The organism is Romboutsia sp. 1001713B170207_170306_H8 (genome assembly GCF_015550495.1).
Classification (GTDB): domain Bacteria; phylum Bacillota; class Clostridia; order Peptostreptococcales; family Peptostreptococcaceae; genus Romboutsia_E.
In genome coordinates, this window is sequence record NZ_JADNAX010000002.1 from 61,806 (window position 1) to 78,272 (window position 16,467).

Annotated in this window: 17 protein-coding genes; 2 read left to right on the top strand and 15 right to left on the bottom strand. The window is 26.5% G+C overall.

Annotated elements, in window-relative coordinates:
- Positions 1 to 8 precede the first annotated feature (8 nt).
- The 11 genes from glgA to I2A66_RS05005 all read right to left on the bottom strand — a co-directional run bounded on the left by glgA (position 9) and on the right by I2A66_RS05005 (position 12,113).
- Positions 9 to 1,451, bottom strand: a complete 1,443-nt coding sequence (gene glgA / locus I2A66_RS04955; protein ID WP_147516308.1) for a glycogen synthase GlgA — start codon at positions 1,449 to 1,451, stop codon at positions 9 to 11.
- Between the two features lie 14 nt (positions 1,452 to 1,465).
- Positions 1,466 to 2,596, bottom strand: a complete 1,131-nt coding sequence (gene glgD, locus I2A66_RS04960) for a glucose-1-phosphate adenylyltransferase subunit GlgD (RefSeq protein WP_122641027.1) — start codon at positions 2,594 to 2,596, stop codon at positions 1,466 to 1,468.
- 2 nt (positions 2,597 to 2,598) lie between these two features.
- Positions 2,599 to 3,753: a glucose-1-phosphate adenylyltransferase gene (locus tag I2A66_RS04965; protein ID WP_147516307.1), complete on the bottom strand. Its 1,155-nt coding sequence runs from the start codon at positions 3,751 to 3,753 to the stop codon at positions 2,599 to 2,601.
- 50 nt (positions 3,754 to 3,803) lie between these two features.
- On the bottom strand, positions 3,804 to 5,921 hold the full coding sequence (gene glgB, locus I2A66_RS04970) for a 1,4-alpha-glucan branching protein GlgB (RefSeq protein WP_330615454.1): 2,118 nt from the start codon (positions 5,919 to 5,921) through the stop codon (positions 3,804 to 3,806).
- A 243-nt stretch (positions 5,922 to 6,164) separates the two neighbouring features.
- Complete coding sequence (locus I2A66_RS04975; protein WP_122641030.1) at positions 6,165 to 7,157, bottom strand: SPFH domain-containing protein; 993 nt, start codon at positions 7,155 to 7,157, stop codon at positions 6,165 to 6,167.
- Positions 7,158 to 7,183: 26 nt separating this feature from the next.
- Positions 7,184 to 7,618: an NfeD family protein gene (locus I2A66_RS04980; RefSeq protein WP_243238661.1), complete on the bottom strand. Its 435-nt coding sequence runs from the start codon at positions 7,616 to 7,618 to the stop codon at positions 7,184 to 7,186.
- A gap of 187 nt (positions 7,619 to 7,805) precedes the next feature.
- On the bottom strand, positions 7,806 to 8,687 hold the full coding sequence (locus tag I2A66_RS04985; protein ID WP_147516305.1) for a protein-ADP-ribose hydrolase: 882 nt from the start codon (positions 8,685 to 8,687) through the stop codon (positions 7,806 to 7,808).
- 120 nt (positions 8,688 to 8,807) lie between these two features.
- Positions 8,808 to 9,029 carry a NifU family protein gene (locus I2A66_RS04990; protein ID WP_122641032.1) on the bottom strand — a complete coding sequence of 74 codons (222 nt, stop codon included), beginning with the start codon at positions 9,027 to 9,029 and terminating at the stop codon, positions 8,808 to 8,810.
- A gap of 80 nt (positions 9,030 to 9,109) precedes the next feature.
- Entirely contained in the window at positions 9,110 to 9,943 is an 834-nt protein-coding gene (locus I2A66_RS04995; protein ID WP_122641033.1) for a prephenate dehydrogenase, read from the bottom strand.
- Complete coding sequence (gene aroF / locus I2A66_RS05000) at positions 9,940 to 10,953, bottom strand: 3-deoxy-7-phosphoheptulonate synthase (protein WP_122641034.1); 1,014 nt, start codon at positions 10,951 to 10,953, stop codon at positions 9,940 to 9,942. The genes I2A66_RS04995 and aroF overlap by 4 nt, the downstream gene beginning before the upstream one ends.
- Before the next feature lie 20 nt (positions 10,954 to 10,973).
- A complete protein-coding gene (locus tag I2A66_RS05005) occupies positions 10,974 to 12,113 on the bottom strand; it encodes a chorismate mutase (protein ID WP_195251136.1) in 1,140 nt (379 codons plus the stop codon).
- 463 nt (positions 12,114 to 12,576) lie between these two features.
- Between I2A66_RS05005 and I2A66_RS05010 the strand changes: the two genes are divergently transcribed.
- On the top strand, positions 12,577 to 12,771 hold the full coding sequence (locus I2A66_RS05010) for a hypothetical protein (RefSeq protein ID WP_147516303.1): 195 nt from the start codon (positions 12,577 to 12,579) through the stop codon (positions 12,769 to 12,771).
- Positions 12,772 to 12,836: 65 nt separating this feature from the next.
- On the opposite strand, the gene I2A66_RS05015 is transcribed toward I2A66_RS05010, so the two are convergent.
- From I2A66_RS05015 to I2A66_RS05025, 3 genes are all read right to left on the bottom strand, one after another.
- Positions 12,837 to 13,106, bottom strand: a complete 270-nt coding sequence (locus I2A66_RS05015; RefSeq protein WP_147516302.1) for a hypothetical protein — start codon at positions 13,104 to 13,106, stop codon at positions 12,837 to 12,839.
- Positions 13,107 to 13,213: 107 nt separating this feature from the next.
- Entirely contained in the window at positions 13,214 to 13,885 is a 672-nt protein-coding gene (locus tag I2A66_RS05020; RefSeq protein ID WP_147516301.1) for a CPBP family glutamic-type intramembrane protease, read from the bottom strand.
- Positions 13,886 to 14,283: 398 nt separating this feature from the next.
- On the bottom strand, positions 14,284 to 14,595 hold the full coding sequence (locus I2A66_RS05025; protein ID WP_122640052.1) for a helix-turn-helix transcriptional regulator: 312 nt from the start codon (positions 14,593 to 14,595) through the stop codon (positions 14,284 to 14,286).
- 267 nt (positions 14,596 to 14,862) lie between these two features.
- Between I2A66_RS05025 and ytaF the strand changes: the two genes are divergently transcribed.
- On the top strand, positions 14,863 to 15,480 hold the full coding sequence (ytaF, locus tag I2A66_RS05030; RefSeq protein ID WP_147516300.1) for a sporulation membrane protein YtaF: 618 nt from the start codon (positions 14,863 to 14,865) through the stop codon (positions 15,478 to 15,480).
- A gap of 30 nt (positions 15,481 to 15,510) precedes the next feature.
- On the opposite strand, the gene I2A66_RS05035 is transcribed toward ytaF, so the two are convergent.
- Positions 15,511 to 16,134, bottom strand: a complete 624-nt coding sequence (locus I2A66_RS05035; RefSeq protein ID WP_122640054.1) for a YitT family protein — start codon at positions 16,132 to 16,134, stop codon at positions 15,511 to 15,513.
- Between the last annotated feature and the right edge of the window lie 333 nt (positions 16,135 to 16,467).

The window sequence follows — 16,467 nt, forward strand, 5'->3', positions numbered from 1 at the left end:
TCTCTCCTTTAATTGAGAATTCCCTGATATACCTCTATATATTTTTGAGCTGATTTTTTCCAACTATTATCTGTATACATTGCATTTTTAACTAAGTTATACCATATATTTTTATCTTTATATAGCTCAAGCCCTTTTTGGATGCAGTAAAGCATTTCATGTGCATTATAATTTGTGAAACTAAATCCATTACCTTCTCCAGTATACTTATTATATGGACTTACAGTATCCTTAAGGCCTCCAGTTTCTCTAACTATAGGCAGTGTTCCATATCTCATAGCCATCATTTGACCTATTCCACAAGGTTCAAACAATGAAGGCATTAAGAACATATCACTACCTGAATATATTTGTTGTGCTAAACCACTATCAAAAGTTATTCTAGCTGAAACCTTTTTGCAATAACGAGAGCTATAATAATTAAACATAGATTGATATTGATGTTCTCCAGTTCCTAATACAACTAGTTGTAGATCTTCTCTTACTAATTCAGGCATAATATATGATATTAGGTCAAATCCTTTTTGTGATACTAATCTAGATACTATACCTATTAGAGGAATATCTGGGTTAACTTCTAAACCTAATATTTTTTGTAATTCTAATTTATTCTTAACTTTATTCTCTAAGCTGTTAATATCATATTTAAAGAAAATATTAGGATCTGTTATAGGATTATTTAAATCATAGTCAATTCCATTTAATATACCTTCTAGCTTATGTGAATTTTCTCTTAATAATCCATCTAGACCTTCTCCATAGAATTCTGTTTGAATTTCATCTACATAAGTCTTACTTACAGTAGTTACCTTATCTGCAAATACTATACCTGCTTTCATAAAACTTACACCACCGTAGTATTCTACAGATTTATTATCATAGTATTCATATGATAAATTAAGCAAATCACCTAATACTTCTTTACCAAATACACCTTGATATTGTAAGTTATGAATTGTATATAAAGTTTTTATATTGCTATATTTCTCTAAGTGACTATATCTATCTTTTAAAATTAAAGGAATCATACCTGTATGCCAGTCATTTATATGAATCACATCTGGATAAAAATCTATTTTTTCCATAACCTTAAGAACAGCTTCACTAAAGAATGTAAATCTTTCGGCATCATCACCATATCCATAAAGATATGCAAACTCGCCATCTCTTTTAAAATAGTATTCATTGTCTATAAAGTAAAATTTAATTCCTTCATACTCCATTTCTAATAATCCACAGTATTGATTTCTCCATCCTACTTGGACATTAAATACAGCTATTTCTCTTAATTTATCTTTTAAATATGTTGGTATAGTTGAGTATTTAGGTAGTATTACTCTAACATCAACACCTTCTTTTTTTAAAGCCTTAGGTAACGCATAAGATACGTCACCTAATCCCCCAGTCTTTACAAAAGGCCAACACTCTGATGTCACATAAAAAACTTTCATCCAAAATTTCCCCCTTATATACTTAGATTTTTCTCTATAACCATAGGGTAATTTTCATCGCCTCTTAATTCTTTCCCCTCTGATATTGAAATATTCTTATCTAATATAACATTATTTAAAACTACATCTGATTCTATGGTACAATTTTGCATTATTACTGAATTTTTAATAACTGTATCTTTACCTACATGCACTTTTCTAAATATAATACTATTTTCTACTATTCCATCTATAACACAACCTGTAGCTATAAATGAGTTTTTTACATTTGAATTTTCTTTATAAATTGTAGGTGCTTGATTTTTTTCTTTAGTTAATATTTTTCTATTTGAGTAAAGAAGTTCTTTAGATACTTCTGGTAGTAGTAAATCTTTACTTAATTCATAATAACTTTGTATTGAATTTATACACTTTAGGTACCCTTTAAATTCATATGCACCAACTTGTATATTATTGATCTCTTGTGTTATAAAATCTTGGAAATAAGAGTATGTTCCTAGGTTAACTATTTCATATATGCACGATATAAAATCTTTACGTCTCATTATATACATTTCCATAAATATATTTGCTCTTGGGAAAGTACCTAAGTTACTTCCTATGTTAATTACTCTATCATTGTTATCTAAGTTTAAAGTTAAGCACCCTTTAAAATCTTTATTTGCATTATCTATATTTTTATAAACTACAGTTATATCATTATTAGATTTTTTGTGATGTGCTATAACATCTTCATAGTTTATATTACAAAGCATATAACTTGGTGATATTAATATGTACTCTTCTTCGCTTTTCTCTATATAATCTATGTTTGCTAATATTGTGTATATATCTCCACTTCTACCCTCATATTGATTTTGATATTTTGTATTTTCTGGACTAAGTATACACAGCCCCCCTGTCTTCCTACTCAAATCCCAATCTTTTCCACTACCTAAATGGTCTGTTAATGACCTATATTTTTCTTTAGCGTATATACCTACATTTGTCATTCTTGAATTTACCATATTAGAAAGTGTAAAATCTATAACTCTATATCTTCCTGCTATTGGAATTGATGCTATCGGCCTAGCATAACTAAGTTTGCTTACACTTGGATATCCCTTTTTATCTAAATTTATTAACCCCATACACTCATTTCTCATAATTATATTCCCCCTTGTAATACTTCCTTTGGCTTCACAGTTTCATATTCTGAAACTACATTAATTTCATCTTCATCATTTTTTATAATTGAATTATCTTCTATTACTGCACCTTCACCAATCATAGCTTTTTCTATTATTACGTTTTTACCTATTTTTACATTAGGCATGATTACAGAATCTTTTACTGTACTATTTTCATCTATATGAACACCATGAGAAAGAACTGAGTTTTCTACATCACCTAATATTGAGCATCCATCTGCTATTAAAGCCTCACGTATATCAGCATCTTTTCCTATATATTGTGGAGGGCTTGCCATCGTATTTGTATATATTCTCCATCTTGAGTCATTTAAATCTATTGCATCAGGATATTTTATAAGATCCATATTTGCATCCCATAAACTTTGTATTGTTCCAACATCCCTCCAATATCCTTTAAATGGATAAGCATACATTTGCTCTTGATCTTCTAACATCATTGGTATTATATTTTTTCCAAAATCATCAAAGCAAAGGTTATTTTCTTCAGATTTTATAAAATAATCTCTTAATATACTCCAGTTAAATATATATACTCCCATTGAAGCTAAATTACTTTTTGGCTCTTGAGGTTTTTCTTCAAATTCATATATTTGGCCATCTTCTTTTGTATTCATTATACCAAATCTAGATGCTTCGTCCCAAGGTACCTCTATTACAGCTATTGTAGCCTTTGCATTTTTTTCCTTATGATAACTTAACATTTTACTATAATCCATTTTATATATATGATCTCCTGATAATATAAGAACATATTCTGGATTATATGCATCTATAAAGTTCATATTTTGATAAATTGCATTAGCAGTACCTTCATACCAGTTGCCTTCTTTTTCATTCATATATGGTTGTAATATGTATACTCCACCATTAATTCTATCTAAATCCCAATGACTCCCCATACCTATATGAGAATTTAGTATTAATGGTCTGTATTGTGTTAAAACTCCAACTGTATCTATACCTGAATTTGAACAGTTGCTTAATACAAAATCTATTATCCTATATTTTCCCCCAAATGATACTGCAGGCTTTGCTATACTCTTTGTAAACACACCAAGTCTAGAACCTTGCCCACCAGCTAATATCATTGCTATCATTTCTTTATTCATTAAATTTGACTCCCCCTTAGATAACTTTATATTTATATATTTTAAAATTTTTATTTTTTTATTTTATTTAATTTCATCATATCTATTTTTACTTCTTTTTTATGAATCTCTATACTTTCTCTCTTTTCAATTTCACTTTTTTTAGGTCTTGATTCTAAAGCAGCTTTAATTTCTGCTACTGTTTCCTTTAAATTAATATGTTTAGTTTCTTTTTCTTCTAAGATAATCTCTTCTTCATTGTTACTAGACTTCTTTAACTTTATAAAAGTCGCTCCTAATGGAGGTACTTTTATATTTATACAATAATTTTTATTATGCCATTTTTCATTATTTGAGAATATTTCTACTCCACTCATAGTCTGATTAGATCCCCAATACTTATCGTCATCTGAGTTAAATACTTCTTTATACACACCACTAAATGGTACTCCTACCTTATAGTCATAATAAACTACTGGTGTGAAGTTAATTACTGCTATTGTAAAATCTTTCTCATCTTTTCCTTTTCTCATTAATGTTATTACACTTTGATCACTATTATGAGGATCTATAAAATCAAATCCATCATAAACATTATCTATTTCATATAAAGCTTTATCATTTTTATACATATGATTTAAATCTCTAACATAGTCCTTCATTTTGCTATGAGGTTCTCTTTCTAATAACTCCCATTCCAATCCATATGCATATCTCCACTCTAATCCTTGACCAAACTCTGATCCCATGAACAACAGTTTCTTTCCTGGATGAATCATATAATATGCATATAATAACCTAAGATTAGCAAATTTTTGCCATGAATCTCCTGGCATCTTATCTAATAAAGATTTTTTCCCATGAACAACTTCATCATGAGATAATGGTAAAATAAAATTCTCTGAAAAAGCATACATGAATGAAAATGTTATTAAATCATGGTGATATTTTCTATATATAGGGTCCATCTCCATGTATTTTAGAGTATCATTCATCCATCCCATATTCCACTTATATGTAAATCCTAATGCTCCTTTATATGTTGGTCCTGTAACCATAGGCCATGCTGTAGATTCTTCGGCGATTATAATTGGATTTGTAATATATTTATATGCAGTTTCATTTAATTTTCTTAAAAAATCTATAGCTTCTAAGTTTTCTCTTCCACCATACTTATTAGGTTTCCAATCGCCCCCATCATAATCTAGATATAACATACTAGATACTGCATCTACTCTTATTCCATCTATATGAAATTCCTTAAACCAATACAATACGTTTGATAATAAGAAACTATTTACTTCAGCTTTACCTAAATCAAAATGGGCTGTTCCCCATCCATTATTATCTGCTTTTGTTGGATCTGAATATTCAAATTGAGGAGATCCATCAAATTTATATAATCCATGCTCATCTCTACAAAAATGGCTATATGCAAAATCTAAAATTATACCTAGTTGATTCTCATGACATCTTTCAACGAATTTTCTAAATCCATTTGGCTCTCCATGTCTACTTGTAGGACTGTAGTATCCAACTGTTTGATATCCCCAAGACATATCTAATGGGAATTCTGTTATTGGCATAATTTCTATGTGTGTATATCCCATATCTTTTGCATAATCAATCATCTCATAAAGCTCTTCATATGTAAAAAAATCGCCATCCCATTTTCTCTTCCATGAACCTAAATTAACTTCGTATATATTCATAGGCTCTTGATCACATATTTTTTTAGATTTATCTTGCTGCCATTTTTCATCTGACCATTCATAGTCTTCTAAATCATATACAATGGATGCTGTATTAGGTCTTAGTTCTGAAAATGTTGCATATGGATCTGACTTTAATCTACTAATTCCATCACATCCAACTACATTATATTTGTATTTATCCCCTTCTTTTAATCCCTCAATAAATATACTCCAGATTCCACTATCATACAGATTTATCATTTGATGTGTGTCTAATTCCCATTTATTAAATTCACCACTTACATAAACTTTCTTTGCATTTGGTGCCCATACCATAAAAGATACACCCTTTTTACCTTTATGAGTTGCCAAATGACTTCCCATAAATTTATAGCTGTCGACTGAATTCCCACTCTTAAAACTTAATATATTGTCTTCTTTTATAATTGCTTCATACTTAACTGAAATTGAAAACGCCCCCCTCTTAAATGTTATATCTTACAAAAAATTGTACTGATTTGTAATTATTTAATAATTTTTTCAAAACTTTTTATATTACTGTTATTTTATAAATTTTTTGCTATGACTAATTGATATGCTCTAATTTTTTGTTTAATGGGCCATCTGCATTATGTTTTAATTCTCCTAAAGATATAAATTTCCTTTTTTTTTACTTATTTTAATTATTTTTTATATAATCTTTTTTCTATTTGCTTATATATTTACATGCATATATCCTTATTTTTCATTGTCATTATTTAGAACTTCTTTTATACCTTTAAAAGTTCCTAAAATATTAACTGCATCTGAAGGTAATACAATTTTTGTCGCTTCTCCTTTAGCTACTTTTTCTAATGCTTCCATAGATTTTAATGCTAACATATTGTCATCTATATCAGATTCTTTCATTGCTTTAAATACATCTAATAACCCTTGTGCTGTAGCCTTTTGAACTTTCATTATAATTTCAGCCTCTCCTTGTGCCTTCGCTATGGCTATTTGTCTTATTGATTCAGCTTCACCCTGTGCTTTTAATATAGCTGATTCTTTTTCACCTTCTGCTTCTCTTATCATAGCTTCTTTCTTTGCCTCTGCTCTAAGTATGGCTGATTGCTTCTCACCTTCTGCCTGTAGAATTGATGATGCTTTATTACCTTCTGCCTGTAATATTGATTCTCTTCTTTCTCTTTCTGCTCTCATTTGCTTTTCCATAGCCACTTGGATATCTTCTGGTGGCATTATATTTTTAAGTTCAACACGATTTACTTTAATTCCCCATTTATCAGTTGCCTCATCTAATATTGATCTCATTTTTGTATTAATTAAATCCCTAGACGTAAGTGTTTCATCTAAATCTAATTCACCAATTATATTTCTTAAAGTTGTTGCTGTTAAATTTTCAATTGCTGATATTGGATTTGCTATTTCAAAAACATATCTCACAGGATCTGTTATTTGATAATAAACTACCGTATCAATTTGCATAGTTACATTATCTTTTGTTATAACAGGTTGTGGTGGAAAATCTATAACAATTTCCCTTAAATCTATTATATATGCCATATTATCTAAAAACGGTACTAAAAAGTGAACTCCTGTATCAGCTACTTTTAAAAACTTACCTAATCTCATAATTATACCTACTTTAGATTGCTTAATTACTCTGACATACCTTAAACTCATCAAAACTACTACTAATATTAAAACTATTATTAATATTACTTTAAACATATATACTCTCCCTTTTCTCTTAGAATTTATTCATTAACTGAAAGTTTTACAATTAACTTTACACCCTCTATTTTTACAATATCTACAGTTGAACCAGGTTCTATTTTTTCATTATTGATTCCAATAGCACTCCAATCTTCTCCATCAATACTAACTATTCCTGTTTTGTATGGAAGTATCTCTTCTTTTACAACTCCTTTTTTAGATAAAATTCCCTGTAAATTTGTTTCATACTTGTGATTTTTATCATTTTTAACTATTTTCTTTGTTGCTAAAACCAAAAGAGATATAGATATTACTGCAAAAATAAGTAATTGCACGACTATGTTAGTTACAATCTTACTAAGAGCTAATACTACTAGTGCTCCTATACTGAACCAAATCAAAGTTAAGCTTGTTGTCAATAATTCTCCAACCCCAAATATAATAGCCACTGCTAACCATATTAATTTCAATCTCATCCATCCTTCTTAATATATTTTTTAACCTTTAATATACCCTAGTCATATATTATATTAGCCTTTTTAAAGATTTACTACAAGCATTTATTAGAAGAGGTATAATTAGTTAAAGTTTAATATAAAAATATAATAAATTATATAAAAGAGACCTATATGAAAATATTCAAATAGATCTCTTTTATATAATTTACTTTTCATACACAAATTTATTATCATTTAATAAAGCTTGTCTATATATTTCTTCATCACTATCTTTAAATACATTAAATACCACTTTCAAATCTTTTTCTGGATTTTCTTTTAACCATTTCTTAACCGTTCTAACTGCTAATAGAGTAGCATCTTCCTTAGGGTATCCAAATACACCAGTTGAAATACAACAAAATACTATATTCTTAATCATATCAATCTCTTTTACTATATTAAGACATGATATATAGCATGATGATAATTGTTTTTCTTGCTCTTTTGTTGGAGTTTCATCGAGTATAATTGGACCAACTGTATGTATTACAAATTTAGATGGTAAACAATAGCCTCTAGTAATTTTTGCAGATCCTATATATTCTAAATGACCTTGTTTCTCTATTATTTTATTACAATCCAGTCTTAATCTTGGACCTGCACATGAATGTATTGAGTTATCTACGCATGCATGTAGAGGTTTCATACATCCTAAAAGCTTGCTATTTGCTGTATTTACAATCGCATCAGATTTTATAGTTGTTATGTCCCCTTTAAATATACCTATATTTTTATCCACTTCATCAATATCATCTATATTTGTTACTAACTTTTCTTTTGATTCACTTATTAAAAGTCTCTCTAATAGTTCTAGATATACAGGATCAATTTCTTTAGGTGGATATACATCTAAGAGTGCGTGTAACATATCTCTTCTAGATTTATAAGTATCTGGTAGGTTTCTTATATCCAAAATATTTTCTTTTGAAAAATAATTAATTAATAACTTAACTGCTCTATATTTTTCACTTTTATTCATAATTTTTATATCTTTAATAAAATCACTAAATAAATTTATATCCTTTCCATACTCTATCCAATTCATAATTTCCTCCTGTAGTACTTATTTTCATACTTATATATTTAAGTAACTATACTTATATATATGTCAATATAAAAATGAGTATATCAAATTTTTTGATATACTCATTTTTTAATTATCATATTATATTCCAATCACTTGTCTTACCTCAGGTACTTCTTTAACTAGTAAATTTTCTATAACTGCTTTTATAGTCATAGTAGCACCCGGACATCCCTGACAAGCACCCTTTAACCTAACTAATACTACTCCTTCTTCATTTACATCTACTAGTTCTACATCTCCTCCATCTCTTTGAAGAAGCGGTCTTACTCTTTCAATAACTTCTAATACCTTATCTTTCATAATATACCTCCATGAAAATTATAGTATAGTTATAATTCTATAATCTAACGTTTTCCCCTTTTTTTATAAATAAATTAAAGCTATAATTGTTGTCTTCGAATAGATGACTTTTTAAAATATTCTACTAATTTTTGATTATCATTTTTTTCTACACATATTTTTATTTTATTTATTTCTTCTAAAAATTTATTCATAGAGTTAAGGAAGTTATCTTTATTCCCCATAAAAAGTTCACACCATAACTCTTCATTAATATTAGCAATTCTAGTTAAATCTCTATAGCTATCACCTATAAAACTCCCTGTATCTCTTCCTTCTTCATCACTATTTATTAGTGCAACGGCTATTGCATGTGGTAATTGAGATGTGAATGAAATTATCTCATCGTGGAAACTTGCACTTACTTTTTTTACATTTTTAAATCCTATAGAATAAATTAAACTTTCTACAATCTCTATATTTTCTTCATTGTTATGATCTGCATTTATTAATATATAATTTGCACCTTTAAACACGCTACTACTTGCAAAATCAAGCCCCTTTTTTTCTCTTCCAGCCATAGGATGGCCAAATACAAAATCAACACCTTTAGGAAGCATCTTCAGTACTTCATCTATAAACATTCCTTTTATACCAGTTGTATCAGTTATTATAGATCCCTTTTTAAAGTTATATTTATTTTCTTCAATAAATGATTTAATTAATGTTGGATAAATAGATATTATTACTAAATCCGCATGTCTTATTAAATTAGAGCCTTTTGTACTGCCATCTTTAATAATATTCATCTCTTTTGCTTTTATAATTGTTTGCTCATTTATATCTATACCATATACATCATTATATCCAGCTTCTTTAAGTGCCATTGCAAAAGAACCTCCAATAACACCTAAGCCAACTATAACTATATTCATATAGTTTTTCCTTCTAACTGTGCAAGGACTTTAACTGATTTCATTAAAGAATCAAATTTAGAAGGTTTAATAGACTGTTTTCCATCACATAAAGCTTGTTGTGGATTATTATGAACTTCTATCATAAGACCGTCACATCCTGCAAGTATTGCTGCTTTAGCCATTGGTTCAACAAGTCTCCAATCTCCTGATGCATGACTTGGATCAACTATAACTGGTAAATGAGATAATCTTTTTACTACTGGCACTGCACTTAAATCTAATGTATTTCTTGTATATGTTTCAAATGTTCTAATTCCTCTTTCACATAAAATTACATTTTCATTACCGCCTGCCATGATATATTCTGCACTCATAAGCCATTCTTCTATGGTTGCTGACAATCCTCTTTTTAATAGAACTGGCTTTTTAGTTCTACCAACTTGCTTTAATAGATCAAAATTTTGCATATTTCTAGCACCAATCTGTATTACATCTACATCTTCTACAAATTTATCTATATAATTAGTAGACATTAATTCTGTAACTATAGGAAGTCCAGTTTCCTTTTTAGCTAACTTTAAAAGTTCTAACCCTTCTAACTCCATTCCTTGAAAACTATATGGTGATGTTCTCGGCTTAAATGCTCCACCTCTTAAAAAATTAGCCCCAGATAATTTTACACTTTTAGCAATTTCAATTATTTGTTCTCCTGACTCTACTGAACAAGGTCCGGCCATTATACCTAAGTTTGTACCACCTACCTTACTACCTAATACATCTACAATAGTGTCTTCTGGTTTAAATAGTCTATTTGCTTTTTTAAATGGTTCCTGAACCTTAAGTATTCTATCTACATATCTATATGATAAAATTTCACCTGGATCAATTACTGTAGTATCTCCAATAAGACCTATAATACACTTTGAGTCTCCCTCTGAAACATTAGTTTTAACACCCTTAGACTCTACATGATTAATAATTTCTCTTACTTCTTCTTTTGTACATCCTTGACTCATTACTATAATCATAAAACTACCTCCTTTTAAATTTAATTTTTTATATCACATTTTTTATAACTTCCTAAAAACTTAAAATATTTACTTTCACTTTCTATAATTTTTATACCATCTTTGATCATTTTATCATCTATATTTCCTTCAAAATCAACATAAAATAAATATCTCCAAGGTATATGCTTATTTGGCCTAGATTCTATCTTAGTTAAATTTATTTTATACTCATCAAAGTATCTTAACAAATTATATAAACTTCCTGCTTCATGCTCTATTGAAAAAACTACACTTGATTTATTACATTCATGGTTAACTTCTAAATTGTTTCCTATAATCGCAAACTTTGTATAGTTATCTTCAATATCATTTATATTTCTTTCTATGATATCTAAGTTATATATTTTAGCTGCTCTCTCTGATGCTATTGCACCTTTTGTTTTATCATTTAAATCTGAAACTAACTTAGCAGATATAGCTGTATTTAGATATGGTATTAGTTTTAAATTTTTATACTTTTGTAAACTTTTATTACTTTGTTCAAAGCCTTGTTGATGTGAATATACTTCTTGTATATCACTTAATTTAGCTCCATTAATACCTAAAAGATGTTGACTTATCTTTATAGATTCCTCTCCTACTATATAACATTTATACTGATTTAATAAATCATAAACTTTGGATATACCACCAGTTGATGAGTTTTCAATAGGTACTACAATATAGTCAACCTCGTTATTTTTTAACCCTAAAAATACATCTTCAAATTTATCATAGCTTTTTGAGTACTTTATTCTATCAAAATGTTTATACATCGCTTCCTCACTAAAAGAACCTTCAACACCTTGATACCCAACTCTTACATCAAAATATTTTTTATTGTCTTTCAATATTTCCCTTAAACTAATTTTATTCAATTCTTCATTTTGTATTAATCTACTTAAGTACATTAAATTTATATAGAAACTTCTTAACAATGGAGCATACTCTTTTTTCTCTAAATAATATATATTTTTATCTATAACTTTTTCTTCTCTATCTTTTTGATATATTTCTAAATTATTATTTATTTTGTAATTAGCAATCTTTTTAGATATATTCATTCTTTGTTCAAAAAGTTTAGTAATTTCTCTGTCAATTCTATTTATTTCTAATCTATAATCATCTAACAAGTCCATTTACTCAACTCCTTTTATTATTTTTTATAAAAAAAGAGCTCAAATGAGCTCTTTTTGAATATTCTAAATTAATTAAAAAATTATAATTTAATTGATATTTATAGAATATATGAACCCATTAGAAAAAATTTAGTTTTGCAGAAAAAATAGCTAGCGCTAAAATAAAAGCCCCAGAATAATAAATAAAAAAAGCTATAAAGTTGTTCTACAAATATTCTTCTAATCATCTTCATATTTTCATCTCCTCAGTTTTTAATATTGATATAATTGTAGTTTATATTTTTACATTGTCAATATTCACAGTTTATTTATATGTATTAATATTTTTTTGTTATAAAATTGATATATTTATATAATTTATTTTTAATATTGAAAACATTTGCCTAATACATAATTTTAATTTATAATTATATTAAATATACTTATTTAATCGTATCTAATATAAAAGGAGTTGAGATGATATATGAAAATAAAATTTAAAATATCACACTATTTAAGTGTATATATTTTATTTGCAATATTATATACCCTAAATTTTCAAGGAAATGTAAACATCTTAAATTTAAAAATATGTTTAGCTTCATCAATATTCCCGTCTTTAGTTGGAGGATCTGTAATCAATTTATTTTTAAATAATAAAGTTGACTTAAATCATTAATTTTAAAATTACATAAAAATAAAAAATGGTTATTAATTTTAAAGTTAAAATTAATAACCATTTTTTTATATTTCATTCATTTCACTCATTAGTAATTCAAAGTTATTATTACTCATTTCATCTTCAAATGCCGCTAATTCATCTAATAAAGATTCTAAAGTGTAGTTATTTTCTTTTTCTTCAACCTTTATTTCATCATAATATTCTATTAATTCTTTTAAATACTGATCTACACTCTTATAATCACGAAAATCTTCTATTTCGTAATGACTAGTAACATTTTGATTTAAATTTAAATATACTTTATCTTTATTTACATTGTCATCTATAAACATGTTATATTTCTCCTCAATGTTAGTTCAATATATTTATTATAAATACTAATTGTATTTTTGTAAATATTTAAGATTTTTTATTTTCTGAATTTTATTTTATAAATTAATTAAAAAAATATACTAAATATCCCATGTAGTAGCATACATATAGATGTATCCTTTAATTTTATCTTTGCAATACCTAGTAAACTCCCCATAATTAAACCTTTTGTAGTACTTATCATTATTGAATCTACTACATAACCAGGGCTGTGTGTTACTTGCATATACTGTTTTATTATATCTATATATCCTACTTGATATAATGCATAAATTACGGTAATACAGATAAAAACTATTAATGTATTTTTTGTGTAATTACTTAAATAATTCCATATGTATTCTCTAAACAATAATTCTTCAAAAATAGGAATAATAATTATAGATAAAATTAATATCCCTATATTATAAATGTCATATTCATCATTAAAGTATATAGACAAAAATAAACAAATTAAAAATATAGTTCCTATAATTATACGAATTTGTTTACTTTGATTATTGAGCATATTAATAATCTTTATTCTTGATGGATTGAATTTTTCATTATCTTTAAATATTAGAACAAAAAATGTACCAACAATTAAAAATGATATTATACTTGTAATAATTAAGTTAATTAGAGATAAATTAAGCTGACTAAGTAGAATAAACTTTATGCTTATTCTAGCTAATTGGACTACAAATATAATAAAAATGGAATCCAATATATACTCTTTATAATTTGCTCTAGATTTCAATTTAAATCACCTACATATATTCTTCTTTTTTTATTTATATTCACAGTATAACTGAGTATTAATATTTTGTAAAATTTTATTATTAAAAGAAGATTTATAGAAATTATTTATATTATTATCACTAAGTAAATGAAAGGAGAATTAATGAAAAATAAATTCATTTTTAAATCTTTACTGTGTATCTTCACTGTAATATCAATTTTAAGTTTAGGATTTTTTAATTTTTATATGTCAAGTTATTATAATAATGAATCTATTGGATTATCATACCCAATACCTCCATGTTCGTTATTTTTTATAATTCTTTTAGTTATATTTATACAGCTTACTTTAGCATTTAAATTTATGAAAAATAAATAAAAGCACCTTAAATATTCAATATAAGGCGCTTTTATTTATTAATCATAAAATCCGTTTAACACTCTACATATAGTAGCTTTGCTCCAACTAGTTTGTTTAGCTATTTCTCTATAACTCAATCCATCCTCTCTTAGTTTTTTTATATTACTTATATCTAAATCCCTAATTTGCTTTTCTTTTGGTTTTAATCCCCCTCTATTTGACTTTAACTCTTCAATCTCTAATTTTAAATTATCTATTTCTAATTGTTTTTTTTGCAATTTTTTCTCATAATTTTTTCTCATTTCATTAAATTCTTTTATATAATTTATCTTCCAATCCTCTTCAGTCTTTAATTTGAATATCCCCATATTTTAACCTCCTTACAATTATATTTTTATCAATATATTGAATAGTTTCTTTATTTAACATCAAAATCCTTGTAATTATCTACAAATATTTAATACTTTTTTATTTTATATTTCATGTATTTATAATTTTTATTATCAAATTAAAATATTTTTTCTCATATATATACAATATTTTATAAATATATTTATTTGAACTTAAATCACAAATTTTTAAAATATATATATTATGAATTAGACAGACTTTTGTATCTCAAGGAGGACTTTTCTATGAACTATATGACAGCTCTTTTACTTTCTATATCTGCTAATTTAGATACACTAGCTGTGTGTGTTTCTTATGGAATAAAGAAAGTAAAGGTAAGTATTATAGCATCCTTGTTAATAAGTTTTATAACATCTTTAGGAACATTTATATCAATGTTTTTAGGAAAAGTTATAACTAATTTTATCTCGCCTAAGATTGTAACTATAATCGGAGGATTGCTTCTACTAATTTTAGGATTAAAAGTAATATTTGACTTTATAAAAAAATATAAAAAAAATCAGATCAAAAATTTATTAAGAAGTAAGAAAGTAAGTTATTCAGAAATTTTAGATAATCCAGTTAAAGCTGATACCGACAACTCTGGTGATATTGATTTAAGAGAGTGTATTTCATTATCAATAGCACTATCTTTAAATAACCTAAGCGTTGGTATAGCTGCAAGCATTGCTGGTATTAGTATTTTACTTAATACCTTATTTACTTTTATTTTCACATTAGTAAGTATTTATCTAGGATTTTTTATAGGACGTAAATATGCATCTAGATTTGTTGGTGAATACTCTGACTTAGTAAGTGGTTTACTAATCGCGCTATTAGGTATTTATCAAATATTTTTCTAATATTACTTAATAATAAAAAGCGAACCTTATTTAAAGTTCGCTTTTTATCATTATATTTGATTTACTATTTTTTACATAACTATATATACAATCTATTATATTACCACTTATTGCAACTGCAATTAAGGAGTAAAGTATTTTATCTATTGGCATATATGATAGTGATAATAACAAAATAGCACAATCACCTAACATATATACTCTACCTATATTTAAAGATGTATTCTTAGAAATAACTAATGCTAAAGCATCATCACCTCCAGCTGCACATCCGGTCGTGACTATTAAACCTGCTCCTATACCTACACTCAATCCTGCAAATATTGTTGATACAAGCATATTTGTATGAGGTAATATAGGTCCTATAGACTCAAATATATCATACAAAATAGAAAAACTAATTGATGCAAATATAGAATACATTAAGAACTTCTTCCCAAAATATTTATATCCTATTAATAAAAGTGATAGATCTATTATTATATTTGCTACATCTGGTTGAATATTATATAAATTCTTTAACAGTAGTAAAATACCTAACACTCCACCTTCTGTTATATTATTTAAATAATAAAAATTATAAACTCCAAATGCAAGTATTGCTGAGCCTAAGATTATTAGTAATATTCTTTCTAATTCTTGCCGCCTGGCCATTATTCCCATATCCTTTCTTATTAATTTAATATAATTATATAGAATAAAATAGCCTTTGTATACATCACTTTCCTAAACTTAAAATTATATTAAAATGTTCCATTTTTTTCAAGTGTTTTTATTAAGTTTTTTCATTTATTTTATGTCACATTCTATATATTAGTAATTTCAATACTTTAACCATAATGTAAATTTTACAATGTTTACATTAGCTACCTTTTTAGTTTAGTAGTATTAAATTTAAGTTTATATTAATTTTTTATTTGTTTACTTATACTATTCTAAAATTTATCGTTAATATAATGATATTATAATACTATTTATAGTTATAAT